Annotated in this window: 17 protein-coding genes, 1 tRNA gene and 1 pseudogene; 9 read left to right on the plus strand and 10 right to left on the minus strand. The window is 59.6% G+C overall.

Annotated elements, in window-relative coordinates:
- Positions 1 to 19 precede the first annotated feature (19 nt).
- From RCCGE510_RS23965 to RCCGE510_RS23975, 3 genes are all read right to left on the minus strand, one after another.
- Entirely contained in the window at positions 20 to 1,030 is a 1,011-nt protein-coding gene (locus tag RCCGE510_RS23965; protein ID WP_007634220.1) for a hydroxyacid dehydrogenase, read from the minus strand.
- On the minus strand, positions 1,027 to 2,883 hold the full coding sequence (locus RCCGE510_RS23970; protein ID WP_007634221.1) for a DUF2264 domain-containing protein: 1,857 nt from the start codon (positions 2,881 to 2,883) through the stop codon (positions 1,027 to 1,029). Before RCCGE510_RS23970 ends, RCCGE510_RS23965 begins: the two co-directional genes overlap by 4 nt.
- Before the next feature lie 129 nt (positions 2,884 to 3,012).
- Entirely contained in the window at positions 3,013 to 4,047 is a 1,035-nt protein-coding gene (locus tag RCCGE510_RS23975) for a LacI family DNA-binding transcriptional regulator (RefSeq protein WP_007634222.1), read from the minus strand.
- 142 nt (positions 4,048 to 4,189) lie between these two features.
- Between RCCGE510_RS23975 and RCCGE510_RS23980 the strand changes: the two genes are divergently transcribed.
- Positions 4,190 to 5,476 (plus strand): ABC transporter substrate-binding protein, encoded by a 1,287-nt coding sequence (locus RCCGE510_RS23980; RefSeq protein WP_007634223.1) that lies wholly within the window; start codon positions 4,190 to 4,192, stop codon positions 5,474 to 5,476.
- 63 nt (positions 5,477 to 5,539) lie between these two features.
- Here the strand turns inward: RCCGE510_RS23980 and RCCGE510_RS23985 are convergent, their stop codons facing one another.
- The 5 genes from RCCGE510_RS23985 to RCCGE510_RS24005 are packed head-to-tail and all read right to left on the minus strand — an operon-like array spanning position 5,540 to position 10,947.
- On the minus strand, positions 5,540 to 6,508 hold the full coding sequence (locus tag RCCGE510_RS23985; protein WP_007634224.1) for a glycosyl hydrolase: 969 nt from the start codon (positions 6,506 to 6,508) through the stop codon (positions 5,540 to 5,542).
- A 3-nt stretch (positions 6,509 to 6,511) separates the two neighbouring features.
- The gene (locus RCCGE510_RS23990) at positions 6,512 to 7,039 is read right to left on the minus strand and encodes a DUF995 domain-containing protein (protein ID WP_007634225.1); all 528 of its coding nucleotides are present in this window, start codon (positions 7,037 to 7,039) and stop codon (positions 6,512 to 6,514) included.
- A 35-nt stretch (positions 7,040 to 7,074) separates the two neighbouring features.
- Positions 7,075 to 8,943, minus strand: a complete 1,869-nt coding sequence (locus tag RCCGE510_RS23995) for a glycosyltransferase family 2 protein (RefSeq protein ID WP_007634226.1) — start codon at positions 8,941 to 8,943, stop codon at positions 7,075 to 7,077.
- Complete coding sequence (gene galE / locus RCCGE510_RS24000) at positions 8,940 to 9,923, minus strand: UDP-glucose 4-epimerase GalE (RefSeq protein WP_007634227.1); 984 nt, start codon at positions 9,921 to 9,923, stop codon at positions 8,940 to 8,942. The genes RCCGE510_RS23995 and galE overlap by 4 nt, the downstream gene beginning before the upstream one ends.
- Position 9,924: 1 nt before the next feature.
- Complete coding sequence (locus RCCGE510_RS24005; protein ID WP_037079492.1) at positions 9,925 to 10,947, minus strand: UDP-glucuronic acid decarboxylase family protein; 1,023 nt, start codon at positions 10,945 to 10,947, stop codon at positions 9,925 to 9,927.
- Between the two features lie 387 nt (positions 10,948 to 11,334).
- Between RCCGE510_RS24005 and RCCGE510_RS24010 the strand changes: the two genes are divergently transcribed.
- On the plus strand, positions 11,335 to 11,655 hold the full coding sequence (locus RCCGE510_RS24010; protein WP_007634229.1) for a hypothetical protein: 321 nt from the start codon (positions 11,335 to 11,337) through the stop codon (positions 11,653 to 11,655).
- A 49-nt stretch (positions 11,656 to 11,704) separates the two neighbouring features.
- On the opposite strand, the gene RCCGE510_RS24015 is transcribed toward RCCGE510_RS24010, so the two are convergent.
- The gene (locus RCCGE510_RS24015) at positions 11,705 to 12,487 is read right to left on the minus strand and encodes a response regulator transcription factor (RefSeq protein WP_007634233.1); all 783 of its coding nucleotides are present in this window, start codon (positions 12,485 to 12,487) and stop codon (positions 11,705 to 11,707) included.
- Positions 12,488 to 13,310: 823 nt separating this feature from the next.
- On the opposite strand from RCCGE510_RS24015, the gene RCCGE510_RS24020 reads away from it, so the two are divergent.
- From RCCGE510_RS24020 to RCCGE510_RS24050, 7 genes and pseudogenes are all read left to right on the plus strand, one after another.
- Complete coding sequence (locus RCCGE510_RS24020; protein ID WP_007634234.1) at positions 13,311 to 14,282, plus strand: hypothetical protein; 972 nt, start codon at positions 13,311 to 13,313, stop codon at positions 14,280 to 14,282.
- 133 nt (positions 14,283 to 14,415) lie between these two features.
- Positions 14,416 to 16,467: a hypothetical protein gene (locus tag RCCGE510_RS24025; RefSeq protein ID WP_007634235.1), complete on the plus strand. Its 2,052-nt coding sequence runs from the start codon at positions 14,416 to 14,418 to the stop codon at positions 16,465 to 16,467.
- Between the two features lie 26 nt (positions 16,468 to 16,493).
- Positions 16,494 to 18,826 (plus strand): annotated as a pseudogene (locus RCCGE510_RS24030) (type I secretion system permease/ATPase).
- 5 nt (positions 18,827 to 18,831) lie between these two features.
- On the plus strand, positions 18,832 to 20,181 hold the full coding sequence (locus RCCGE510_RS24035) for an HlyD family type I secretion periplasmic adaptor subunit (protein ID WP_007634241.1): 1,350 nt from the start codon (positions 18,832 to 18,834) through the stop codon (positions 20,179 to 20,181).
- Between the two features lie 127 nt (positions 20,182 to 20,308).
- Positions 20,309 to 20,800, plus strand: a complete 492-nt coding sequence (locus tag RCCGE510_RS24040; protein ID WP_007634243.1) for a hypothetical protein — start codon at positions 20,309 to 20,311, stop codon at positions 20,798 to 20,800.
- Between the two features lie 269 nt (positions 20,801 to 21,069).
- On the plus strand, positions 21,070 to 22,722 hold the full coding sequence (locus RCCGE510_RS24045; RefSeq protein ID WP_007634244.1) for a GNAT family N-acetyltransferase: 1,653 nt from the start codon (positions 21,070 to 21,072) through the stop codon (positions 22,720 to 22,722).
- 132 nt (positions 22,723 to 22,854) lie between these two features.
- Complete coding sequence (locus RCCGE510_RS24050) at positions 22,855 to 26,238, plus strand: ATP-binding protein (RefSeq protein WP_007634247.1); 3,384 nt, start codon at positions 22,855 to 22,857, stop codon at positions 26,236 to 26,238.
- A gap of 85 nt (positions 26,239 to 26,323) precedes the next feature.
- On the opposite strand, the gene RCCGE510_RS24055 is transcribed toward RCCGE510_RS24050, so the two are convergent.
- A tRNA-Met gene (locus tag RCCGE510_RS24055) sits at positions 26,324 to 26,400 on the minus strand.
- Positions 26,401 to 26,509 lie beyond the last annotated feature (109 nt).

Consider the following 26,509-nt stretch of genomic DNA (forward strand, 5'->3'; position numbering starts at 1 on the left):
CCGAGCCGCTCGACGCGCCTCAGGCGATGCTTTCCAGATTTGCCGGGTGGATCTGGTAGAGCAGCGGCCTTCCGGCCACGAAGCGCTCGACCTCGTCCGCCGTCATCTCGCCGAGGCGTGCCCGTTCGAGCCCGACGGCACCGGCGATATGCGGCGTCAGAAAGACGTTCGGCAGAGCGTAGAATACCGAGCTCGGCTCCGGGATCTCCGGATCGGTGACGTCGATGACCGCATCGATGCGGCCGGTCTTCAGCTCCGAAAGCAGCGCCGCCTCATCGATGAGAATGCCGCGCGCGGTGTTGATGAGGGTCGCGCCGTCCTTCATCAGCGACAATCTTCGCGCATCGATCATATGCCGGGTCGAAGGCAACGACGGCGCGTGCAAGGAGACGATATCGGCGCGTCGCATCAATTCGTCGAGATCGACCTTCTCCGCTCCAAGTCCGGCGGCCTCGCCGGCATCGAGCATGGGATCGAACAGCAGCAGCCTGTAGTCGAAAGGTCTCAACAGCTCGATCACCCGGCGGCCGATGCGCGAGGCGCCGACGATGCCGACGGTGCGGCCATAATTTCCGATCGCTTGGCGCTGCATCGGATAGGTCCGGTCGCGGTTGCGGTCGGCGACGTAAAGATCGCGGAAACGGAAGGCCCGCTTGCCGGCGAAGATGATCGCGGCCAGCGTGAATTCGGCAACCGGCACGGCATTGGCCTCGGCCGCATGGCTGACGACTATGCCGGCTTCAAAGATGCTGTCGTCGATGACGCCCTTTACCGTGCCGGCCGCATGGACGATGAGACGAAGCCGCGTTGCTGCGGTTAGAATGTCAGGCCCGACATAGGGGGCACCCCAGCCGGTGATCAAGATTTCGGCTTCGGCCAGCAGGCGTCTGGCCCGCTCGTCGTCGAAATGCTGCAGCGGCTTGGAATCCAGCAGGCGACCGACGGTGTCGAGCCGTTGAAGCATCCCCTCCGGCAGGACGTGCTCGGTACGCGAGGGCTCCATCGCAAGAACAATGGCCGGGCGGCTCATGGCATCTGTCCCGGCGCTCCGATGGCGCTGACGCTCACGCCTCTTTCCCGCACCAAAGCCTCCAGCGTCGCGATATCGGGCGCTTTCGGCGGCTTCGTCCAGGCGGAGGAAACGGCAGCGGGATCATCGAGCGCCAGCACCGCCGTCACCAGGATGGTTTCACCGACCGGGATCTGGCCGCGCAGCTGCGGCACGATGGTTTTCGCCACGATCACATTGGTGTTGGGCTGCGCCTTTTGGGCGAGGCCGGCGCGCCTGATCGAAGAACCGAGATCGACAATGCCGGTGAAATCAGCGTCGCCGATCGCATAGGCAGCCCCGTCCGAAGCCGACAGCCTGTCCAGCTCGAAATCCCGGCGGCCGATGGCAAAGCCGCCTTCGGCGATGCGCAGCGGCCGGTCTGCCCTGATCCGGTGGAGGCGGATATGCCAGGGGGCTGCGGGCACCAGCCAGGTTTCGACAGCGACATTGGGGAAGGGCGACCAATTCGCATAGAGCACGTCGCCTGCGAGCTTTGCTTGCTCATTCGTTTCACGCACGCGGTAATGCAGGCCGTCATCGCTGAAGGCCAGCATCGAATCGAAGGCGGCAAGCGCGAAGCCGCGCTCATCGGATTCGACACTGAAGCCGTAGCGGGTGGAATAAGCGAACTTCGCGTATTTTTCCGTGCCGAAACGCATCTGCAGATTTTCCTGGCCCGTAGACAACGCCACGACATCGCCGCCCGCCCGCATCATCACCATGCCGGGATGACGTTGGGGGACGATAGAGGGCGCCTGTTCCGGCGCCTTTTCCGCAGCGGTCCAGAACGGATGATCCTCGGCGATGGCGAGCGGCAGGAAGGCCTTGAGCGCCCAATAGGGCGAGCCGGCGGAATTGTAGCTTTCCGACATCAGCAGGTTCGGATAGCCGAAACCAATCGACAGCACGCCGTCCCGATCGGCGATCGGCTTATCCTTCCACCAGCGCAGATGTTGCAGGCAGAGGTGCTTGACCTCGCCCCAGGGCAGAGCCTCGACATCGGCAAAGGCGAGCGCCGACCAGAAGCCGGCACAGGCAAAGCGATAGGTCAGGCTGCGGCCGAAGGGGATCGTCGCGCCGTCGGCGGCAAACCAGTGGCGGAAGTCCCGGGCAAAGAGGATGGCGCGCTCGCGGTAGCGCTTTGCATAATCGTCGTCGACGAGCTTGGAATAGATCAGACCATAGAAATGCATGGCGAAGGGAATGTAGTGGTCGATGCGGCGCACGTTGCCGTCGCGATACCAGCCATCGCCGATATAGAAACCTTCGAGCTCCTGCAGATATTGCCGGGTCAGGCTGCGGTCGAAATCGGCGCCGAGACGATCGAGCGCGATGTCGACGAAGATCCGGAAGAACTTCCAATTGTTGTCGGCATAATCGAACTGCCTGGCATGTTTGAGGTAGGCGATAACATTGCTGCGGGCGCGCGCGTCGAGCGGTTCCCAGATCTTTCCCGGCACCAGCGCCAGGGCAAAACCGAGAGCGGCAAGCTCGACCATCCGCTGATCGCGGCCGTTGACCGTTCCCCAATATTCGGGATGGGCGGGATCGGTGCCGTTTGCAAGACCGTCGGCAAATCGATGCCAGTGGGCGAAGTCGCCGTTGCCGGCACCAAGCGGCGCCAATCCCCAGAGCGGCCGAGCGAAGCCTTCGAGATCGGCTGCCGCCCGGTCGAAATGGGCAGCGGCGCCGCTCAGCCTGACGCGGGCATTGCCTTTCGAAAAACAGGCAAGCAGCGGATCGAAGAGAGCAAGCAGGGCCCGGCTCATATCGGCGCGGGTTTCGAGCGGATTGCCGGCGAGCGGGTTGGCGCTGGCGGGATCATAGGTCATCGGCATTACTCACGGTTCTAGAGCATGACGCCGAAAAGTGTGGGCGGTTTTCTCATGACATCATGCTCTAACTCTTTAATGTAGAACAGGATTTAGATTTCAGGCCGACGCGGCCTAAATTATCCTGTTCTAGGCATTCGGAACGGTCCCTCCCGCAACGGGAACGACAGCCTGGCAGATATGGCGCGCCGGCGCCGTCCTGTTGCGGAAACGGGACAGCATCAGCGAAACGGCCTCGCGCCCGAGGGCGGCGCGGTCGACGCGCATGGTGGAAAGCCGCGGATTGGTCATCAGCGCGCAAGGCAGATCATCGAAGCCGACGATCGCGAAATCCTCCGGAACACGCAGACCCGCCTCGGTGACGGCCTCGAGCACGCCGACGGCGATGAAATCATTCATGCAGAAGGCGGCGGTGAAACCGGCATTTTCGGCAAGGACCGCGGCCGTGCGTTCATGGGCCTCGCGGCTGGCGCTGCCCTCCAGTGCCAGGGGCACGAAACGGCCCTCAGCGTCGGGGACAGCTGCCACCGCCGCCTCAAAACCGCGGATACGCTCCCGAATCGTATAGCGGTGCGAACCACTCAGATGCAGGACGCGGCGATGGCCCGCGTTGATCAATCGGCTGGTCGCTTCATAGGCGCCGAAGAAATTAGCCGGTGAGACGCCGTCAAACTGCATTCTGGGATCGGTGCCGTTGACAAGCACGGCCGGCGTCATGGTGTCCTGCAGCCAGTCGCGCAGCATTTCGTTCGGATCGATGCCGACCAGAAACAGACCTTCGGCGCCTGCTGCCAGCATGTAATCGCGCACGGCATCCGGCGTGATGCGATCCTCGCGAACCATCCGGATTTCGAAGGGCATGCCCGCTTCGGCGGCTCCGGCGCGCAGGCCCTCGACGATCGCTTCATAAAAGACGCTGAGGCCGCCGGTGACGCCGTCGCTGGCAATCAGCGCCAGCCCGCCGGCGACGGCTTCGGTCGCAGATTTCACAGGATAGCCATGCTCGGCCGCCACTTTCAATATCTGGCGGCGCACGGTTTCGCTGATGCCGGGTTCGTTGCCAAGTACACGCGACACCGTGGAGACCGAGACGCCGGCCAGTGTGGCGATATCGGCCTGACGCGGCCGTCTGATTTTTTGGTCGTTGGTTTTTTGGTCGTGCATGAGCAAACATTATGCAAATTGCGCAAATTTGCAAGACAAACGTTATTTCTTGCAATAATTATTTTTTTGCGTAATCTGTTGCGAAATGCACGCCAACGCCATTGGAGGATGGCGGCGGGCACATTGCGACAAGGAGGATGTCATGCAGGTCAACCGCCGTTCATTCCTGATGGGTTCAGCCGGAGCAGCCGCCGGCCTCGCCTTCGGCGCGGGAAGCGCAATTCCGGCTTTTGCCGAGGACGCGTCGCTGCGCGCCATGTGGTGGGGGTCCAATGACCGCGCCAAACGCACGCTCGACGTCGCCAAGCTCTACCAGTTGAAGACACCCGGCGTCACGATCGTCGGCGAATCGCTTTCAGGCGACGGCTACTGGACGAAGCTCGCAACGCAGATGGCCGGCCGCGCCATCGCCGACGTCTTCCAGCTCGAGCCGGGAACGATCTCCGATTATTCCAAGCGCGGCGCCTGCATGCCGCTCGATGAATTCGTCCCCTCGACACTGAAGGTTCAGTCCTTCGGCGCCGACATGCTGAAACTGACGACCATCGATGGTAAACTCTATGGCGTCGGCCTCGGCCTCAACTCCTTCTCGATGTTCTTCGACACGGTCGAATTCGAAAAGGCAGGCATTCCGCTGCCGACACCCGACCTCACCTGGGATGAGTATGCCAAGCTCGCGGTAGAACTTGCCAAGTCCTCCGGCAAGAGCGGCGGCCCCTATGCCGCGCGCTACGCCTATGTGTTCGACGCCTGGCTGCGCCAGCGCGGCAAGAGCCTCTTTGCGAAGGAAAGCGTCGGCCTCGGCTTCACCGCCGACGATGCCACCGAATGGTTCGACTACTGGGAGACGTTGCGCAAGGCGGGCGGCACCGTTGCTGCCGACGTCCAGACGCTCGATCAGAACACCATCGACACCAATTGCCTTGGTCTCGGCAAGTCGGTAATCGGCATGGCCTATTCCAACCAGATGGTCGGCTACCAGTTGATCATCAAGAACAAGATCGGCATCACCATGCTGCCGCGGGAAAAGAAGGGCGGGCCGTCGGGCCACTACTATCGTCCTGCGCTTATCTGGAGTGTTGGCGCATCGACAAAGAACGGCGAAGCGGCCGCGAAGTTCATCGACTTCTTCGTCAACGATGTCGACGCCGGCAAGATCCTCGGCGTCGAGCGTGGCGTGCCGATGTCTCCGACGGTGCGTGAAGCCATTCTGCCGCAGCTCAACCCGACGGAGCAGGAAACAGTCAAATACGTCAATCTTCTCAAGGATCAGGTCGGCGAATATCCGCCGCCGGTGCCAATGGGCGCAACCCAGTTCGACCAGCGCGTGCTGCGCCCGATCTGTGACGAACTCGCCTTCGAACGGATTTCGCCCGCCGATGCGGCAACCCGGCTCATCGAAGAGGGTAAGGCGACGATCAAAGGATGATCGATCGCCCTACATGAGAGAAGAGGCCCGCAAACCCCGGCGGGCCTCTCTCTTTCCGGGCGGTCAGTTGGCCAGGCTTTCGACCACGCGCCAATCCGGCCGGCCGAGGTCGAACGGCCAGGCATGCACATCCCGGTCATTGAAATAGACGACCTCCTCCAGATTCGGGAAAGCGCTTTGCTTCAGCGTCGCGGTTTCGATCCAGGGCCTGACATAGGCGTCTCCGCCTTGATAACCGAGCTCCGCCACCCAGATCGGCTTTCCATAGCCGGCGACGAGATCGTAACCCTGCCTCAGCGCTTCCGAAAACGTCCGATGCTTGGCGTAGGCAAGCTCATCGTAGCGTTCCAGGCCAAAGACCGAGAGCCCGACAAGATCGACATAATCATCGCCGGGATAATAGTCCTGCAAGCCTGGCTCGCCCTTCGGCGACCACATGAGCTTAGTGCCGGGCGCCTCTTGGCGGACGATATCCATCATGCGCTTGTAGGCGGTGATATAGTCCTGCGGGTTCCATCCGGACCACGAAAACCGCCCGGACTTGTCCTCCATCTCCTGGCCCCAGCGGATGATCACCGGGCTTTTCAGCTGGGATATCATCTGCGCGATCGCACGCATGTTGACATCGTAGTCGCCGCGCAGGACCTTTTGGCGAAGCTGGCTGGAGGTCGGCCGCCAGTCGACATCCCAGGACCACGGCTCCACCGATATCAGCAGATTGCGGCCTCTGGCCTGCGCGTAAGCATCGGCCACGCGCAGCGTCTCCAGATCGACGTCCTCCCAAGGGAGGAACAGGGCTTCTGTCGCGATATTCGATTGTGCGCCGAAATCACCATGTGGATCGTAGGCGCCGAACTTGATGCCGTCGGCATGAAGAACGGGGCGTTTGTCGATGATCGTCTGGACGCCTGCTGCCGGGTTCGGGACAATGCCCGCATATTGCATCTCGCTTCGGCCAGGCATATCCGCGACACACAGCAGGAGCAGGGCTATCGCTGCGGTCGAGAGGTTTTTTTTCGTTAGCTTCTTCATGGCTCACCCTCCTTTTCGGGTTACTTCCTGGCTCTGCAAGGCCTGCTTCAGGTCACGCGCTTTCGCACTGACCGAATCCATGGGAACGAGCTTGCCGAACTCGTCATCGTCCCGAACCGACGCATGACGGAAGACATACCAATTGCCGTCCGGCTGGCGCCGCTGATAGATCGTATTGCCGATTTTGCGATGGCCGAAACAGGTGCTGGCGCGGGCCGCACCTTCGGCGTTCGTCCAGGTGGCGCGCATGCAGAGCTGGCCGAGATCGTCGACCACCCATCTGCCTTCGGCGAAGGATTGTTTGCCCTTGTCATCGGTCCAGGCGACGAACCGCCGGCCATCATCGACGAAGCGACCGGCACCGGTGTTCCAGATCCAGGTCTTGTCGCCGTAGATGCGGTAGAGCTCATAGGCGCTAAGCGGCGTCGCCGTCGGCTCCGTCTTGCCGGCTGCCTCGGCGCCCTGTGCCGCCATTGGCAGACACAGGCTGAGAGCAAGGGCTGCTCCATAAAGTTTCGATCCGATACGCATGACATCCTCCTGTTCGACACTTGCCGGACTGCCGGCTACACACCCTGTTCGTCCCGTCCCATGTTGCCGAACCCGTTCCATTTGAGACGAAATTTGGTGATCCGGGTCTTGCCGCCGCCGAGGCCGGCACCAGCCACGGCAAATTGTGTTTCGGTAAAGCTGATGAATGGCTGGCCATGGGAAAGAGCTTCGAGGCTGCTGAGGCCATGGCTGCCCAGCTGCATGCCGCCGGTAACCCAGATCGCAAACCCCATGGCAGTCGCAAGCCGCAGCCCGTGTGATTGCGGCAGTAGCGGCAGACCGTTCTCAATCGCATGGCGAACCACGATCAGCACCGCCAGGGACAGATAGACCGAGAGGTTCATCGCGGCGAAAATGTAAAAGCCCTGAGCGGCAGCGACCTCGCTGGCAAGCGCCATGGCGAGGGTGCAAAACCCGGCGAGCGCGATATAAGGGGCGACGACGCGTAGCGGCAAAGAATGCTGCTGCTGTTTTCCCTTGGGGGTGATGCGGAAGTCGACGAAGGAGCCGGAAATATGATCGCGAACGGCCGCAAGGCTGCCGGCGAGCGACCACGGCCAGCGCAGGAAGATGAAGGCCAGCCCCTCCCAGCCGAAAAGTTTCGCATCATGCGGCCTGAAGGTTCCCGTCGCCCGCCAGAAGACGGAAAACAGCGTCAGCACCCCCGATATGGGCAGGAAATGCAGCAGGAAATCCGGATAGGTGACGTCGACGAAGACATGGCCCGTCAGCAAGGCTGCAACCGGCAGCAGGAACATTACGGCCATGAAGGCGGAAAACATCGGGTACCACAGCTGCGAGAATACGAACTGAAATTTCAGCCGCCATGGCAGATGGACGATATAACGGCTGGAATGTTGCAGCAAGATGGTGACGAGGCTGCGCGACCACTGAAATTCCTGGACGACGAGATCGGCAAAATTCGCCGGGCCGTCGCCATGGGCGATCGCATCGGCGGCATGCACGCCGCGCCAGCCGCCGGCATTCATCATCAACGTCGTCGAATGGTCTTCGGCGAGTTCCGGGCCGAGGCCGCCGATCTGGCGAAGGGCTGCGGTGCGAACGGCATAATGGGAGCCGATGCAGAGCGGCGCCCACCCGTTGTTATAACCTGTCTGCAGCGAACCGTGCAGGCTGGCCTCGGCATAGAGCCTGCCGCGCGCAGCCCAGCTCGCACCGGCGTTCGCATCGCAGATGCTCGGCGCGGAGACATAGCCGATTTCAGGGTCAGCGAAGGGGCGCAGGATTTCCCGGAGATAGGTCGGCGTCGGCACATGATCGGCGTCGAACTGGGCGACGAAATCATAACGCTCATAGCCGAAATGGTCGTAGAAATAGGCAAGGTTGCCTTCCTTGCATCGCGTCCGGCGCGGCCAAGTCGCGCGATGATATTCCGCCATCCCCTTTCGGGTAGAGATCAGCACGCCGTGCTGCGCGCACCAGCGCCTGGTCTCCTCGGAAGGGTCCTCGTCGGCCAGCCAGACATCGAACTCGACGCCGGTCTGGTCGAGCATTGCCTGAAGCGTGGCGCGAACGACGGCAAAAGGCTCGGACGGCGCCTTGGTGACGACCATCGCCACCCGCCCTTCCGGCAGCCCAGCGCGAGGGCTGACCGTCCTCGCATCGAGGAAGATCAGGATGAAATAGGCGGGCACGAGAGTGATCCAGCCCAGTACGAGAGTAATGAGCACAAAGGCGGTCCAGGAGATGATATGGGCGGACTGGCCCCACCAGATCCAGAAAAACCCAAGTGCGGCCAGCCAGCAGAGGATGCCGAAGCCGTAGGCGACGCGGTTCCAGCCGGTAAAAACAGGCTCGAATGCATCCGCGGTGACCGCTTTCGCCGTCCTGGCGCCGTGGCCGATTTGCGAAACGTTGCTCACGCCGTCATCTCCAGTCCAAAGGTCGGGCCGGCGGTGCGGATGATCGTATCGATATCCGAGAGGGCGGGCGCGAAGCCGAGTTCCGCCTTGGCTCTTGCCGTGTCGGCAAAGAGGATCGGCGGATCACCGGCCCGGCGGGGGCGATAGCGGACGGGGACTTCGCAACCGGTCGCGCGATAGATGGCTTCGAGGATCTCGCGCACCGAGGTGCCTCGGCCGGAGCCGAGATTGATGCTGAGCGAGCCGCCGTCGGCCATCAGATGATTGACGGCGGCAAGATGCGCCTGCGCGAGATCGCTGACGTGAATGTAATCGCGCACACAGGTTCCATCCTCGGTCGCATAGTCGAGGCCAAAGATATCCAGCCTCTCCAGCCTGCCGGCGGCAGCGAGAAGGGCGCGGGGGATAAGATGGGTCTCGGGTTGGTGACGCTCGGCAAGCTCACCCTCCGGATCGGCACCGGCCGCGTTGAAATAGCGCAGGGCAGCGAAGCGGATGCCATAGGCGGCGGCAAAATCCTCGAGCGCCATCTCGAAGATCAGTTTGGTGCGGCCATAGGGGTTCACCGGCAGTTGCGGGCTTTCCTCGCGTATCGGCAACGAGGCGGGAACGCCATAGGTGGCGCAGCTGCTCGAAAAGACGATCCGGTCGATATCCTGGTCGAGGCAGGCCTCGAGCAGCGTCAGACTGCCGACGACGTTGTTGCGGTAATATTTCCTGGGCATCTCGACGGATTCACCGACATAGGCATTGGCACTGCAATGAATGACGCAATCCGGCGAAAACTCAGCAAGGGTCCGGTGCAGCGTGGCCGCGTCGGCAAGCTCGGCCCGAATAAGCGGCCCCCAGCGGACGCTGTCGGCATGTCCCGTCGAGAGATTGTCGTAGGTAACCGGGATCATGCCGGCGCGCGACAGCGCTTTGCAGATATGACTGCCTATGAAACCGGCACCGCCGGTAACCAAAATGTAGCGGGGCATCTCATACGACCTCCGCCTTCTCGGTTTCGGCGAGCAGCCCGTCGAAATAATCGACGGTGCGAGCCAGGCCGGCTTCGAGGCCGACGCGAGGTTGCCAGCCAAGATCGGCCAAGGCTCGGGAAATATCCGGCCGGCGCTGGCGAGGGTCGTCGGTGACCGCGGGCAGGTGAATGATCCGGGAACGGGAATTTGTCAGGTCGCGGATAATTTCCGCCAGGCGGCGAACGGTGATCTCGGCCGGATTGCCGAGGTTGATCGGACCGTGGCAGGCGTTGCCAGCGGCCGAGAACCGCAGGAAGCCCTCGACGAGATCGTCGACATAGCAGAAAGAGCGGGTCTGCTGACCATCGCCGTAGATCGTCAGGTCTGCATTGCGCAGGGCCTGCACGATGAAATTGGAGACCACCCGGCCGTCATCCAGACGCATGCGCGGCCCATAGGTGTTGAAGATGCGGCCGACCTTGATGTCGACGCCGTAAGTCCTGTGATAGTCGAAGAACAGGGTTTCGGCGCTGCGTTTGCCTTCGTCGTAACAGGCGCGCGGTCCGATCGGATTGACATTGCCGCAATAGGATTCGTGCTGCGGGCTCTGGCTCGGGTCGCCATAGACTTCCGATGTCGACGACTGAACGACGATCGCACCGGTCTTGCGGGCACAATCCAAGGTGTTGACGGCGCCGAGCACGTTGGTGAGCAATGTTCCCACCGGATCCCGCTGATAATCGGGCGGGGAGGCAGGCGAGGCGAAGTTGAAGATCAGCGACGCTTCGATATCGAAAGGCTGGCGAACGTCGTGCTCGACCATACGAAAACGGGCATTCGAGGCAAGGTGATCGACATTCACGCGGCGGCCGGTCGAAAAATTATCGAGGCAGATGACGCTGTGGCCGCGCTGCAGCAGCGTTTCGCAGAGATGCGAGCCGACGAAGCCGGCCCCACCATTGACAAGAGCGGTGCCTAGCTGCTTGAGCACCGGTATACGAGTTACTTCAGAATTTCCTTCGTTGGGAACGAAACTACGCATTACAAACTCCTTCCCATGTATTTAGTCTTTTTATTTAGTTATGCACTGCACGTCTCCTCATCCGGCTTTATATTCGTTGCATCGACTATATAAACATGAATAACTTTTGAGTTATTCTTTGTATTGCGGGATTACTATTCAAACAATAAGACGATTACAGCTAACGTCAACTTCAAAAAGCCTGGCTATCCAAAGTAACTATGAGGCTCTTCTTGAGAATAACAAGTGATTAATCACTTTCTGCTTGCTCTCCACACGCAACGGGCATCGCGACGTCGCTTAAGCCACACTCAATACAGCTGATATAGAAGAAATGAGGAAGGTTGGCCGCACTGGACTGCGCGACCGGTCTTGCATCCGGAAGCGCCATATGCGAGGGGTTTTGCCATGTTGAAAAAACAAGATGCAGCGCAGCCGAAAGGCTGGCGTCTATTTCGTTTTGCGATGTTCGCCTGGGGAACGACGCTTCTTGCGATCGGACCGAGTGCCCGCGCGGTCGCAGACGACGACATAGCCGTCGTCGCGAAAAAAAGCGTCGTCACGGTCGAGGCACCGCATGTCTCGAAAGCCCATGCCTATCCGGCAGATCGGCCCGAACGCCCTGCTGCGGCAACGGTTCACGTGGCCTATCACGGCTCAGCGCCTTATATCTGCTCGCCAAGCGGCTTCGGACAGAAGTCGCGCTGCTTCGCGCGTCCCTCGATCTGAAGCGACAGCGTTTAAAGCATGTCGCGCAGCATCGAGACACGCGCTTCGATCAGTTGCGCCACCGGCCGCTCATGTCGTCATCGCCGGCGGGATGCTCATTGAAGAAGCGGGACGCAGCTTCCGTACGGTTTCGGACGTTCATCTTTTTGTAGATGTTGCGGACGTGAACCTTCACGGTGTTTTCGGAAAGATGCAGCTTGTCGGCGATGATCTTGTTTTGCGTGCCCTTGCAGATGAGATCCAGGATCTGAACCTCCCGGGTGGTCAAACTGGAGATGCTGTCGCGTCTCAGCTTCAGCGCATTGCTGCGGGCCGCATCGACCGACTTTGTCTGATAGAGCGAGGGCTCCAGCTGGGCGTTCTTGTTGGTGAGGCGATTGAGAAGTGCTGACGGAAAATGTTCGCCGCCCTTCATCAGCAGATCCACCGCGGCCATGAAGACATCGAGACGCAGGTTGAGCGGCAGGACGCCATCGATGATTCTTGCCTCCACCAGCCGACTTACGTAGGGTTCGAGCATATCGATCGCCTCGACGACAAGTCCGACAGAGGTCTCCGGGTGGTTTTCGCGGGCAGCCTGCAATGCTTCATGAAGCTCTGGCCCGGGTATATGATAGAATAAAACGAGCTTGAGATCGCTGGTATCCTTTTCCAGCATCGGCTTTGTGCTGGCTATGCTTGCCACTTCACAGTTCGGAAACTTCTTTGCCAGCGCTTCTACCATGCATTCGGAAAACAGATCCGCCTTGGCCACAACCAGTATAGTATTTCCGGATGAATCCAACTTCCGTGCCTGATCAGTATTCTCCATCCCTGAGCCTGTCATGAACATATACGCCTCCCCTAGCGTTACACTTTACTCAAACGTGGAGCGATGGCGGGTATTAAATAGTATGAAATGCCGGCCCCGGATGTCACCGCTTTATTTTTTAGACATTTCTTAATTATGTTAATACGGATTGGGAAGGAAGGAAATGGCCCAAAGTGATTAGTTTTAGCGGGCAAAAAACGATAATATACTAAGCTTTGGTTGTATTTTTACTGTGATGGGTACTTCGAGGTTAAATCTGCTCCCAATATAGATCAAAGCTTGATGTAATATTTCAGTACAGATTGTTATATTTTCGTCCTGCATCGAGTGTCGGATATAAGGCGGCAATTGTCGAATGGTGTCTCTCAACCCAGCGGCGAGCGCTTGGAAGTTCTGGATTCCCGCTATCCTGCAGAGGACGTCTCAACGCTGCTGCGACAGGGGCTAGCCGGACGTGGCAAATCTGCCTTAGCCCGAATTGATATCTATCGGTTCCACATTTTTTCCAGCAATCTGTGATCGTCGTCAAAGTGGCGACATGGAAATGCCAGGTATCGGCGTGTGTTTTTGATACGTGGCGTCCCGTTAGGGCTACTCAACGACAATAAAACCTGGATACTCCTTTATCCCTTTCAGGATGCGGAGCTGGATATGTGCGACCTTGTACTGAATACGTACGTTCCCAATACCAACGATTTGACCAACAAATCGCGACGAACCGCAGATGACTTGTATCGAATACATCTGCCGATGTTAACCGCATCGGAGCGAGCGCGAGCAAAATCCCATTTGAGATGAGAGGGATTTCGAAAAGCTGCTCCGGTTTTTTTCTGGAGAAACTTCGATGTCCGACGACTATAAGCACGGCCCGTCCTCCGGTGATGATATCACCAAGGTCGGGGCGCTTGCCGACGGTTTTGCCAACAGCGCTATCAATTCAACGGAAGTCGACGACGGCTCGACCGGTTATGTCGGCGGTGTCGCCAATGGCGACAATCGTGACAACAGCGACAGCAGTGTGGATGTGAACGTCAATGCCGATGTCGATATCTCGGCCAGTAACGGCGATAACCGCGACAACGACTACGACTGGAGCTACAAGTCCGACGACGATACGAGCACCAAGACGACGACGATCACCGATACCAAAACCGACTACGACTGGAGCTATGACAGCAAGACGTACAGCGACAACGACACCAAGACGATCACGGACACCGATACGAAAACCGTGACCGACACCGACATCAAGACCATTACCGATACGGACACCAAGACTATCTCCGACAGCAACAATACCGCTGACAGCTTTAACAAGACCGATACCGACTTCGCGGTGATCGATGATGTCAAGGACTTCGACAACCTCGGCGTTGCCGGCCATGACCTCACCTTCAACCTCGGCGACGACTTTTCCTTCACGCTCGACGTGGACAGCATCTTGAACAATTCGCTGACCGGTGAGGGCAACGACAGCGGCTTCAGCGCCGTACAGGCGAACCATCTGGCTGACCAGGATAATGCCTGGAACATCAAGATGGACAACGGGGGAGCCGAGAACCACCTGAACGCCACTGCCGGCACCGCCGACAGCGCAGAAGGCATGGAGATGGACGGCAGGGGCTGGGATCTCAAGGTCGGCGACGACGCCACCGGCACGAGCACGGCCGATGCTTCGGCAATCCTTGCCAATTCCGGCTTCCACCTCGAGCTCGTTCAGGGTGCGAACCTGCTCAGCAACACAGTCGACTCCAGCGTCATCGGCGGCAATTCTCATGTCTCCGATGTTGGCGAAGATACCAGCACCGGACACTGACCTCCACAACCAAGACGGACTGCACCGGCTCCGGCCGGTGCAGTTTGACTGCTTGAAAACGGTTTGACGACCATACCATGGCGCCGGGAGGTGCCTCCAAGGCCGATCGTCATTTCGAATGGGAGGCCGAACCATGCATATCGAGAAGATTTCGGAAATCATTGCGCACTTCATCGGCCTTTTCGAGACGACCACCGAAGAGATGAGGGCGCGCACCAACTATGCCGAAGGCGCAGCACCCGGCGACGATGGACCGGCTCTGCCGGATCAGGACGCTTTTACCGCGGCCTTTTCTTCCAATCTCCAGCTCAAGGACTACGATCCCGCTATCATCTACAAAAGCGGCAGTTACGACATTGAATACGGCCCGGCGCGCCATCTGGGCCGCGTCTTCGAAGAGAGTATCGAAAAGCTGGCGGCGATTGCCGCAAGAGACATACCGTTACCGCATTTCGGCTCGCCCACCGATATCGTGCTCTCGGATGAGCCGGAACTGACTGTCTTTGCCGGGCCTGGTTCGGCGATCAGTCATGTCGTTCAGGTCAACGTGCTTTACGACGACGACTATCTCGACATGACCGACGGCATCCATGCCGCTCGGGACACGAGTTTCGTCATCGAGCGGCTGGCGGAGTTCAGCACCCAGGCCGAAATCTTCACCCCTTTTGCGGGCCTCCACCGGACCGATACCTATGACGGCGCCTTGAAGATCGCCCAGGATCTCGAAAGCTATATCCAGAATGCCCAGAATAGCGAGGACGGTGGGGACAGCGAGGACAGTGGCGCAACGCAGCCTAGCGCCGACGCCACGCATGATTTCATCCGCGTCGATCCCGAGATCAACACCGTGTACGTCAACGGCAAGGTCGAGGCCGAAATACCCGTCCTCGATGACTTTCTGCCCGACCGCGGTCTCGCCAAGCTCCCGGAGGAGCCCGACGACAGCAATTCATCCGTTGAGCAGACCGACCCGAGCGGCAACAGCCTTGAGGTGACCGCCGGTGCGAACTTCCTCGTCAACGTGGCCTCGGTGATCAACACCGGCGTTATCGCCTCGGTCACCGCTGTCATGGGCAACTACCACCAGATCGACGCGGTTTCCCAATCCTTTGTCTACAGCGATAATGACGAGATCGCCTCGGCGCTGCGCTCATCCGGCCATTCGGCCGAGGCGGCGGGAACTATCGCCAAGAATATCGCCGTCTTCCAACAAAGCACCTTCGAAGCATCCAGCCACACTGAGCCCGATGCCGCCGATCCGACGTTCCCGACCAGCTGGCGCGTCAGCGTCATCGACGGCGATGTCTCCTTCGTACAGTGGGTCGAGCAGTATCACTTCGTCAGCGACAACGACACGATGACGGTAACCACCTCGGGATCCGAAACGACCATTCTGACCGGCGGCAATACTTCCATCAACTTCTCATCCTTTTTCGGGATGGGCATGCAGTATGATCTGGTGATCATCGGCGGCAATGTGCTCGACATCAACAGCATCACGCAGATCTCGCTGCTCTACGACAATGACTGGGTGCGGGCGGGAGACGGCGCCGGTCCCGGCGCCGACATTGAGACCGGCGGCAATCTGATCTGGAATTTTGCCTCGATTCACAATGTCGGCACAGGCAGCCCGTTCGAGGCGATGCCGGACTATATGATCGAAACGCAGAAAGCGATCGAAGATCGCGATCCCAACATGCCGGAAGGGCTGTCCTTCGATGTGAACTTCCAAGGGTATGCCGGCCTCAACGTGCTCTACATCACCGGCAATCTCTACGACATGACGATCATAAAACAGGTGAGCATCCTCGGCGATTCCGATGATGTCACCCAGGCGGCATCGACGCTTCTCGCGAACAATCCCGACGCAACGGTGACGATCGACACCGGCAGCAATGCGGTCGTCAATATCGCCGAGATCGTCGATTATGACAGTTTCGGCCAGACGACCTACCTGGCAGGCCAGCTCTACTCGGACGCCATCCTCATTCAGGGCGGGTTGGTAGAGCATGACACGACTCAACCGCACCAGGCCGACGACAGGCTCGCCAACGAGGTCATCGCCTTTCTCAACGACGACGACCCTACGGGCGGCGATTCTGCCGATGGCGTAATCAATGCAGGGCATGACCTTTCGTGGTCGTCGGCGCATCCCGCCGACGTCATGCAAGCCATGATCGCGTGACCTTTAAGGATTGTGAGAGCATCACGATGAACCAGATTTCCAAACAAGTCTTTGCAGCGGGCAGCGCCCTCGATTTGAGGTCAGGCAATATTCCCTCCGCTGCGCCCTCTGAAGCAGCGAGGACCGATCTGTGCATCTCGGCGATCGACGAGGCGGTCGAGAACCTTCGTCGGCTCACCGGCGCCGCCGCTTCATCTCCATCTCCCGATTGCAACAAGGCGACGGCCGATTTTGCAGCAAGCGACGCTGCCGATATGGCGCGCGCAGCCGCGGTGCAGGTACCCCTCCCACAAAAGACGGTGATGCCGGAAGTCTTACCGAAAGCCTGGAATGCAGAACCGGCGCCTCCCGCCGCAGTGATGCAGGGCCCGACGCCAACAAAACCGGTGGAAGCAAAGCCGGTGGAAGCACCCGCCCAATCGCAGATCGAAGCGCGGGCGGTGCCCGAATTGCCGAAAGAGAAAATCGAGCTCAAATCGAGCCCGACGATGCCCTTCGCCAAGACCATCGAAGGCGAGAGCGGTCCAATCAGCGAGGTCGACAGGCGTCTCCGCACCGGCGGAGGCGGAAACGGTAAGAATTCCGATCCCGGGGGCGGGCGGGGCGGGGTGGGGGAAGCGGCGGCGGTTTTCACAAGCGCAGCGAGCCTGTGAATTTCGCCGCCAGCCTCTCGCGCGGCATGGCGGCGGTACGACACAACATGGTGGTCGTCATGATGTTCACCATCGCCATCAACGTGCTTCTGCTGGCCATCCCGCTCTATCTCTTCCAGATATCCGACCGAGTGCTGACAAGCCGCTCCATCGACACGCTCGTCATGCTCTCAATCGCCGTGCTCGGCGCCGTGTTGCTTCAGGCGTTCATGGATACCGTCAGGCGCTTCATCCTGATGCGCACCGCGGTGGAGCTCGAAGTGCAGCTCGGCGCGCCGATCCTCAGCGCCGCAGCGCGGGCCTCGCTGCATGGCAGCGGCAAAGACTATCAGACACTTCAGGACCTGCAGCTGCTGCGTGGCTTCCTGACATCCGGCACGCTGATTGCATTTCTCGATGCGCCGCTGATGCCGTTCTTCGTCGTCGTCGTTTATTTCGTGCATCCGCATCTCGGGATCATCATCATGACCTGCTGCGCGGTGCTTTTCTTCATCGCCTATCTGAACCAGAAATTCACCGCCCGGCAATTTGCCGAATCCAACGGCTATCTCAGCCGGGCGAATTTCCACCTCGATTCCATGTCGCGCAATTCGCAGATCATCAACGCAATGGCGATGATCCCCGAGGCCGTGAAGATGTGGGGCCGGGAAACGGCGGGCTCGCTGAAATCGCAAGTCGAGGCGCAGGACCGCAACATCATCTTCTCCGGCATATCGAAGGCCTGCCGCATGATCACCCAGATCACGCTGCTCGGCTGGGGTGCGCATCTGTCGCTCGCCGGTGAGCTGACCGGCGGCATGGTGATTGCGTCCTCGATCATTTCGGGACGCGCGCTGGCGCCGATCGAAGGCGCCATCGAAGGCTGGCACCAGTTCAACCGGTCGGCAGCCGCCTATTCCAGGATCAAGAGCCTGCTTTTGAACTCGCCGTTAAATTTCCCGCGGCTGCGCCTTCCCAATCCGGAAGGCCGGCTCGATGTCGAGCGGATCCTCTTCGTGCCGCCGCCGCAGAAGAAGGTCATTCTCAACGGCATCTCCTTCTCACTCAGGAAGGGCGAATCGTTGGCGGTCATCGGCAATTCCGGGTCCGGCAAGACGACACTCGGCAAGATGCTCGTCGGCTCGATCGTCCCGACATCGGGAAATGTCCGCCTTGACCTGATGGACCTGCGCAACTGGGACCAGCGCCAGTTCGGCGAAAGCATCGGTTATCTGCCGCAGGACGTGCAGCTCTTCCCCGGTACGATCAAGGCGAATATCTGCCGGATGCGCGATGACATCGAAGACCACCAGATCTACGAAGCCGCGGTGCTGGCCGACGTGCACGAGCTTATCGCGGGTTTCCCCCAGGGCTACGAGACGATCGTCGCGGCCGACGGCGCTCCGCTTTCAGGTGGCCAGAAGCAACGCATCGCGCTCGCCCGCGCCTTCTTCGGCAATCCTAAATTCGTGGTCCTCGATGAGCCGAATTCGAACCTCGATACACAGGGTGAGGCTGCGTTGGCCAAGGCGCTGATCCACGCCAAGAAGCAAGGCATCACCACCGTCACGATCACCCAGCGCCCGGCCCTGCTCCAATGCGTCGACAAGATCCTGGTGCTCAAGGAAGGCACTGTCGCCATGTTCGGGGAACGGATCGAGGTGCTGCAGGCGCTTTCGAAGAACAACGGCAATAACGGTCAACAGGCACCGCGCATCGAAAGGTGAAGGCTATGGGACGGAAAAAACAGGAGACCGCCGGTCCGGTGCAGCTCGAATGGTATAGCGACGTGCCGCGCTCGATCCGTGTGCACAGCATCGTCGGCCTGACGGTTCTCTTCACCTCGTTCGGAGGATTCGGCTTCTGGGCCGCAACGGCGCCGCTTGCTTCGGCTGTCATCGCCCAGGGAAGTTTCGTTGCGACCGGCAACAACAAGATCGTCCAGCATCTGGAGGGCGGCATCATCAAGGAGATGCGCGTCAGCGAGGGTGATGCTGTGAGGGAAGGCGATATTCTGCTGACCCTCGATCCAACCGCCTCTCGCTCGAATGAGCGTATGCTGCAGCTTCGGCGCCTGCGGCTCGAAGCCGTCGTCACGAGGCTCCGCGCCGAAGCGCAGGGTCTGCGGGAGTTTCAGCTTCCCGCCATCGTGACGAAAGAGGCAAACGACCCTGACATCAACGCGATCATCCAGAGCCAGAACATCGTCTTCCACAGCAAGCAAATTAAACTCGAAGAGCAGCTCAATCTGATCGAGAAGAACATCCAATCGCTGGGATACCGTTTCGCCGGTTATACCGGCCAGAAAGAATCCTTCGAAAGACAGCTATCGCTGCTGACCGAGGAACGCGATTCCAAGGCCCGGCTGGTCAAGGTCGGCTATATGCGCAAGACGGATCTCCTGGCAATCGAGCGGGCGATCGCCGATGCCATGGGCGACATTGCGCGGCTGAACGGCGAGATCAACGAGAGCGAGGCAGAGATCGCCAAATTCCGCCAGGAAGCTGTTATCGCCGTCAACTCCAACAAGCAGGCGGCACTTGATGCGCTCGAGACCGCCGAGTCCGATCTTGATAGCGTGCGTGAACAGATGCGCGAGGCTGCAGGCGTGCTTGAACGCACCACCATCCGCTCGCCAGTGTCGGGGACCGTCGTACGCTCCTATTTTCATACCGCCGGCGGCGTCATCACGACCGGCAAGCCGATCATGGAAATCCTGCCGGCGCATGTGCCGCTGATCCTGGAAGCGCAGGTGCTGCGAACCTCGATCGATCAGCTGCACGAAGGGGAAATGGCATCGATCCGACTGACGGCGCTCAACCGGCGCACGACGCCTGTTCTGCAGGGAAAGGTCTTTTACGTCTCAGCGGATTCGATCGAGGAGAATGCGGGTCTCTCGGTCAAGGATGTCTATATCGTCCGCGTCGCAATCCCCGATTCCGAGATTGCGCGGGTGCATAATTTTCATCCGGTCCCGGGCATGCCGGCCGAAGTGCTGATCCAGACCTCTGAACGCACCTTCTTCGAATATATAAGCAAACCAATCACCGACAGCATGTCCCGGGCTTTCAAGGAGCGCTGAGCGCGGACGATCCGGCAAACGACGGCGGTCCGCTATAAATGAGGGATTTGTCCGTTGTTCTGATATGCTGTCGGTATGTATCATCCCTTTGGGATGGATCATCCCCTCCGGGGAAGAAAGGGCGAGCATGGCGGCGATGTCCGATGTCCTGTTGCGGGTCGGCCGCTTGAATTATGTCTGGACGAACACCGAAAGCCTGCTGATCTACATCATCGCCCATCTCCTCCGGGTCGAAAAAGATGCGGCAATCGTCGTGTTCCTCACCCTCAACACGACACGCGCACGGATGGATCTCATCGAACGGCTTGCCAAGCTCGCCTCGACCGCGCCTTCCGACCGAAAGGCAATCCTCTCAGCCATGTCACGGCTGAAGAAGGAATCCAAGACCCGCAACAAATACAATCATTGCATCTATTCCTTCGACGAGAAGGGAGAGATCTCGAGCACGCAGCTGATGCGACTAGTCGAGGACGACAAGGAGATTCGCTACGGCAAGGTCGAGCAGATGGATGCCCGCGAGATCGACCATCTGGAGAAGTCGATCGCCGAAATCGTCGCCATCAGCCGGACGCTCTGGGCCTTCATCCATGCGAGCCCGCAGATCTCCGGCGAGCTCTGATCTAATCCATATGTATGTAGGTTGCCAAAATCAGCGCACACTTTCAGGCGATATAATGGAAGCGTAACACCCGAAGAACGTGGATGGCGCTATGTCTTTGAATTGATGTCTTTATCTTTACCAGAGTTAGACCCCGATTTTGGGTTATGTGCCGGCTAAGGACTAATCATATTTAAGCCGTACAAATCATCCGGACGGTTTATTTGAAGATCGGTGTTTCGCCTTAGAATGAAAGCTCCCGAGTAACGTATGGGGTATTGGGGGCAGCCATGCGAATAGATATCATCGACACCATTGCCGGGTTGGAGGCGGTACGCGACAACTGGGATCAGGTCTTCATGGAAGATCCCGATGCGCAGCATTTCCTCTCCTGGATCTGGCTGAAGAATTATCTTTCCCGCCGACGTCGCTGGTTCATCCTCGCCCTTCGCGAACGCGATCCCGAAGCACCCTATGTTGCTTTCTTTCCCTTGCGCCTCCTCACGCATCTGAACGAGAAGACCGGCCTCTTCTACGACGAGATCATAATGGCCGGGAATTTTGCGGCGGATTATACCGGCTTCATCGTCAGGCCGGATTACGAACATCATGCCATTGCCGGCTTTACTTCATTTCTCAAACATCAGAACTGGACCGACCTGAAACTCGAGTATTTCAGCGGCCCTGCCGGGCGGTGCGAGAAGATGATCGAGGCGCTGCGGGGGCCAGAGGTGATGTTTCGCGACAGCTCGCCGAAGAACAGCGAAAACATCGACAATACGATCTGCCCCGTCGTTCCCCTGCCGGCGAGCTTCGACGATTATCTCGAACAGCGCATGAGCAGCCAGACGCGCCAGAAACTCCGGCGGTTCCTGCGCAAGGTCGAAGGCGACGATATCTATCGGATCACGATGGCGACCCCCGAGACCATCAACCGGGACATGGACATCCTCTTCAATCTCTGGCGAACCAAATGGAGTGCCCGCAAAGGCGCAGAGCGGACCGAGCGGCTGATCATTACCACGCGTGAAATGCTGACGGACTGCTTCAACAGCGGCAATCTCGATATGCCGGTCCTTTGGCATGGCGACCAGCCTCTCGGCGCGCTTGCGAACATCGTCGACCGGCAGAAGAAAGCGATCCTCTTCTATATCACCGGCCGCGACGAGACCTGGAAGACGCCGTCCCCCGGTCTCATCCTGCACGGTTACTGCATCCGGCGGGCGATTGAGGCGGGCTTCAAGACCTATGACTTCCTGCGCGGAAACGAACCCTATAAATATATGTTCGGGGTGGAGGAAAGACGGATCAGCTGCACCCTGTTCCGCACCCGCAACGGTCAGAATCTGAATGGCGTGCTCAATCCGCGCAGCATTCGTTTCGTCTATGAACAGGCGCTCGACATGTACCGAATCGGTGCCCGTGGCAAGGCGGAAATTGCCTTCAACCAGGTCCTGCAATCCGCTCCTGGCCATACAGGCGCGGAGTTCGGGCTGGCCAATCTGCTGTTCGACCGCGGAAAGCTGACGGAGGCACTGGCTGCCTACAAGGCTCTCGCCGAGCAAGCGCCCGATCCGACCCCGATCCAGATGCGGCTTGGCGATACGCAGCTTGCCCTGCATCAATATGATCACGCCGCCGAAACTTTCCGCCAGGTCGGCGAGATCGGGCCACACCTCATCCAGGCGCATTACAAACGCGGCATTGCCCTTGCGGCCGACAAACGATTGGCCGAAGCGGAGACCGTCTTTGCTGCTATCCAGGATATGCATTCGGACGATCCGGCCGCACTCGACTATGCGGCAAAGGCGAGTGCAGCCCTCGAACGGATCCGCGCGAGCGTCGAGCCCGCGCCTCACAAGACCGACGTCGCGCAAGAGACCGTCCTCCGCTGGAATCGGGGATGGCAGCTCAGCGAGCGACGCCGGCCGCGTCTGCATTGACGAGATTTTCGCCGATTGGCAAAATGCGTTTGGGCGGTTCCTGAATGCGCAGTCGCCATGGTCTTTGATTTTGAGCTGCGATCGTTGCTAAAAGAGGTGCAAGCCTATTTTGCAACTCCTCAGTAGGAACTCATGCAGACCAATGCAGATGGCGCCGAAAGAGAACGGCTTCTGGCTATTCTCGATTTCTGGCACAAGATCGAGTTCTTCATTCCCTACGATCTCTCCACTCGTGTCGTCACAGGTGAAGGCCGAAGTGTCTTCTGGCTGCATGCAGGGACACTTGAAGATGACGGTGCCGCACTCCGCCGTCCAGCGATCCCCGAGGAGAAGCAGATCACAGGTTTTACCCTGTTCCTCGGCGTCTTCAGCAAATCCGAAGTCACCGACATCCGCAGGCGCTTCGATAGCGTTGCAGCCGATATCGCCGAATATGACGATGCCGAGCGCGGCGATCTCGATGGCGATACCTGCTTTGCCAGCCTGCAGCTCACGCCCTTGGGACAGCCGATCTTCGAAACATTTTCGGTCTCCACGCTTCCTTGGGCTCTCGGACGCGTACAGAAATCCGGCCTTTCCTCGCTCAGCTACGAGGCATTTGCCGACAGCAAGCGGCAGCTATCGGAACTGCTTCAAAATTTTCGGGCGCAGCGACATTTGCGATCGTCATCCTCCGGGGAGACGGACGATCAACCGCTCCACGCCGGTGAGATTCTGACACTGCATGAATTGCTCTGCGATTGGGCCGGCTTTGCCTCGCCTCGGGAGATGCCCATCGCCGCCGTTGAAGTACGCTACAAGGACAGGGCGGAAAGGCCTGAAGTCCTCTCGCTGCCGCCAGAGCAGGAGAGCCATGCGCCCGATGCCGAGGATGAGGAGGATGAGAGTGCGAGCGTCGAGGAAGAGATCGGCATTCTGAACAGCTTCTTCATCGAGGATATCGAGCGGGCGATGACGCGCGTCAAACACGGCGATATTCCCGAGCCACTCAGGCGATATCTCACCCCGCTTGCGCAGGAGAAGCGGATCGACCTCTATACGGAGGACGGGCGCCGGGCGATCGTTCAGGCCTTGCATCCAGCAAATATCAACCGCGGACGCTGGCTCAGCGAACCTCATGACGCGATGAGCCTCATGCAGCAGTTCGCGATCAATTCGGCGATCGGCGAGCTTTCCGAGACCGGACTGTTTTCGGTCAACGGCCCGCCGGGGACGGGAAAGACAACCCTGCTTCGCGATCTGTTCGCGGATAATATCGTTCGGCGCGCCCGCCTGCTCTCCTCGTTGAAGACGGCGCGCGATGCTTTTGACGGACCGGCGCGCCGCGCCATCTTCGCAGACCGGAGCACCGCGACGATATCGGCACTGATCCCAGCCCTTGCCGGTTTCGAAATGGTCGTCGCCTCTTCCAACAACGCCGCCGTTGAGAATATTTCGCGCGACCTTCCCAAGCAAAGCTCGATCGCCAGGGCGTCTTCATTCCACTATCTGCAGACGGTCGCGCACAAGATCGCTTGCCAGAAGGAAAATGGCGCCGCCGTCAAGCTCTCCGACGGCGACCGTCCATGGGGGCTGATTGCCTGTGCGCTCGGCAACTCCAAAAACCGTCGAGCCTTCAAGGAACGTTTCGCCTTCATGGAAATCGCCGAAAGGCCGAAGCCCGGCTGGTCCGGCGCGGCCAAGCCGCAGACCATTTGGGAATGGCTGAAGGGTTACGAGGGACCGAGCTTCGCCGAAGCATCGTCGGCCTTTGATGACGCCGATGCCCTGGTTCGCGACAAGATCGGTCAATATGCACGCTATGCCGATCTCTATGACGACATCGCCCAGGTGTCAGAGGGTATGTTCTGCAGTGAGACCCTTGAAGGGGTCGGAGAAGCCGCCGCCGACCTCCGGCGCGTGCAGGGCCGTTGCGACATGGTGGCGGCCGAAATGGCGCGTCTCCGGGAAGAATTGTCGGGTCTGAAGGAGGAAGAACAGCTGCTCGACCGCAGCGCGCCCGCGTGGTGGGAGCGGGCGCTGCCGAGCAACTCTGCCCGGCAGCATCGGCAAGACGTCGGCGCCAATGCGCGCCGGCAGCTGGAATTGCGCAAGGCGCTGGCGGAGGGCGAGGACCATCTTGCGAGAATCCATGAACCTCAGCTGGAACAGGCGTTGCGCAAACATCAGCGGGCCGAACAGGCACTGGGCTCGCGGCGGAAAGTCTGGTCCAGGAAAAGAGCGGAATTCGACCGTCTGGGGGAAATTCTCGGTCATCCCGCCATAGCCGGGTCTCTCGCCGATCTCGAGACCGACCGGTTCCAGATCGACGGCCTCTGGCATCAGGACGAATTGGCGGCTCTGCGATCGGCATTGCTGGAAGCAGCACTGAGGCTGCACGAAGCATGGCTGGCGGAGGTTGGCAGAAAGGGCGGCGGTTTTGGCGGAAACATCGTCGCCATCAGCAAGCTGCTGTCCAACAACAGTCCCGTCGACGACGAGCACATTACCTCGATCTGGCAGAGCCTTTTCATGATCGTTCCTATCGTCTCGACGACATTCGCCTCCTTCGCCCGGCAATTCCGCGGGCTCGAAGCCGGTTCGATCGGCTGGGTCTTTATCGATGAAGCCGGTCAGGCGGTACCGCAAGCGGCGGTTGGGGCCCTGCTGCGGGGGCGCCGCGTGATGGCAATCGGCGATCCCCAGCAGATCGAACCGGTCTTTACCCTTCCGAGCGCGCTGATCACTGCCGCTTCGGCTCTCTCAGCCCACACGGCGACGGGACAATATTCACCGAACCGGGCGTCGGTGCAGATGCTGGCCGATGCCGCCAACCGCTACGGCACGACAGTCCCCGGAGAGGAGGCGGACGGGCTCTGGATCGGCTGCCCTCTCCGGGTGCATCGGCGCTGCATCGATCCGATGTTCGGTCTCGCCAACCGGATCGCCTATCAAAACAAAATGGTATTCGGCCTGGAAATGCGCTGGCCGGCCGGCGACGTGCCGCCGTTTTATGGCGACAGCGCCTGGATCGATGTCAGGGGCAAGGTATCGGGCAAACAGGCGGTTGCCGAACAGACGAACTTCATCGTCGACGTTCTCACTGCCACCTATCGCCGCGATGGCGCATTGCCGGATGTCTATATCATTTCACCCTTCAAGGAGATCAAAAACAGTCTGAGGCAGGCCCTGGCCCATGCAACATGGGTCGATCGCGACGGAAATAGGCGTCCCCCATCGAAACTGTCCCGATGGCTGCGGGAACGGACAGGCACGGTGCATACCTTTCAGGGCAAGGAGGAAGAAATCGTTTTCATGGTGCTCGGCGCCGATGCCGATCATAGCGGAGCCGCAGCCTGGGCAGCATCGAAGCCGAACCTCCTGAACGTGGCGCTGACACGCGCCAAACGCCGCTTCTATATCGTCGGCGAGCGCCCTCTCTGGCAAACCTTGCCGTATTTCAGGGAGACAGCGAATGCCTTGGAGACGATACAGGCGGCAGAATTCCTGGCTCGGAATCGGCTGGCCGAAAGATGAAGACCTCCGACCGCGCCCCAGCAACGCAAAAAGCCCGCCGAGAGGCGGGTTTTTGGGTATTGCGCGTTGTGTTCGTGGAAAGGATTGGTTGCGGGGGCAGGATTTGAACCTGCGGCCTTCAGGTTATGAGCCTGACGAGCTACCGGGCTGCTCCACCCCGCGCCATTGCAGATCGGTGATCTGCTTGATTATTATAACACGAAAGGCCGCTTTGTGAGCGGCCTTTTGACGGCCTTGGCCGTTAGTTTTGTGCTGAGAAGATTGTTTTCAT

This window comes from Rhizobium sp. CCGE 510, from assembly GCF_000292525.1.
In the GTDB taxonomy this organism is placed as follows: domain Bacteria; phylum Pseudomonadota; class Alphaproteobacteria; order Rhizobiales; family Rhizobiaceae; genus Rhizobium.

Excerpts from the sequence above, each read along its gene's own strand:
- RCCGE510_RS23980 (WP_007634223.1), top strand. The coding sequence starts at position 4,190 with ATGCAGGTCAACCGCCGTTCATTCCTGATGGGTTCAGCCGGAGCAGCC.
- RCCGE510_RS24040 (WP_007634243.1), top strand. The coding sequence starts at position 20,309 with ATGGCGGCGATGTCCGATGTCCTGTTGCGGGTCGGCCGCTTGAATTAT.
- RCCGE510_RS24015 (WP_007634233.1), bottom strand. The coding sequence starts at position 12,487 with ATGTTCATGACAGGCTCAGGGATGGAGAATACTGATCAGGCACGGAAG.
- RCCGE510_RS23965 (WP_007634220.1), bottom strand. The coding sequence starts at position 1,030 with ATGAGCCGCCCGGCCATTGTTCTTGCGATGGAGCCCTCGCGTACCGAG.
- RCCGE510_RS23990 (WP_007634225.1), bottom strand. The coding sequence starts at position 7,039 with ATGCGTATCGGATCGAAACTTTATGGAGCAGCCCTTGCTCTCAGCCTG.
- RCCGE510_RS24050 (WP_007634247.1), top strand. The coding sequence starts at position 22,855 with ATGCAGACCAATGCAGATGGCGCCGAAAGAGAACGGCTTCTGGCTATT.
- RCCGE510_RS23970 (WP_007634221.1), bottom strand. The coding sequence starts at position 2,883 with ATGACCTATGATCCCGCCAGCGCCAACCCGCTCGCCGGCAATCCGCTC.
- RCCGE510_RS24005 (WP_037079492.1), bottom strand. The coding sequence starts at position 10,947 with ATGCGTAGTTTCGTTCCCAACGAAGGAAATTCTGAAGTAACTCGTATA.
- RCCGE510_RS24045 (WP_007634244.1), top strand. The coding sequence starts at position 21,070 with ATGCGAATAGATATCATCGACACCATTGCCGGGTTGGAGGCGGTACGC.
- RCCGE510_RS23985 (WP_007634224.1), bottom strand. The coding sequence starts at position 6,508 with ATGAAGAAGCTAACGAAAAAAAACCTCTCGACCGCAGCGATAGCCCTG.
- RCCGE510_RS23975 (WP_007634222.1), bottom strand. The coding sequence starts at position 4,047 with ATGCACGACCAAAAAACCAACGACCAAAAAATCAGACGGCCGCGTCAG.
- RCCGE510_RS24025 (WP_007634235.1), top strand. The coding sequence starts at position 14,416 with ATGCATATCGAGAAGATTTCGGAAATCATTGCGCACTTCATCGGCCTT.
- RCCGE510_RS24020 (WP_007634234.1), top strand. The coding sequence starts at position 13,311 with ATGTCCGACGACTATAAGCACGGCCCGTCCTCCGGTGATGATATCACC.
- galE (WP_007634227.1), bottom strand. The coding sequence starts at position 9,923 with ATGCCCCGCTACATTTTGGTTACCGGCGGTGCCGGTTTCATAGGCAGT.
- RCCGE510_RS24010 (WP_007634229.1), top strand. The coding sequence starts at position 11,335 with ATGTTGAAAAAACAAGATGCAGCGCAGCCGAAAGGCTGGCGTCTATTT.
- RCCGE510_RS24035 (WP_007634241.1), top strand. The coding sequence starts at position 18,832 with ATGGGACGGAAAAAACAGGAGACCGCCGGTCCGGTGCAGCTCGAATGG.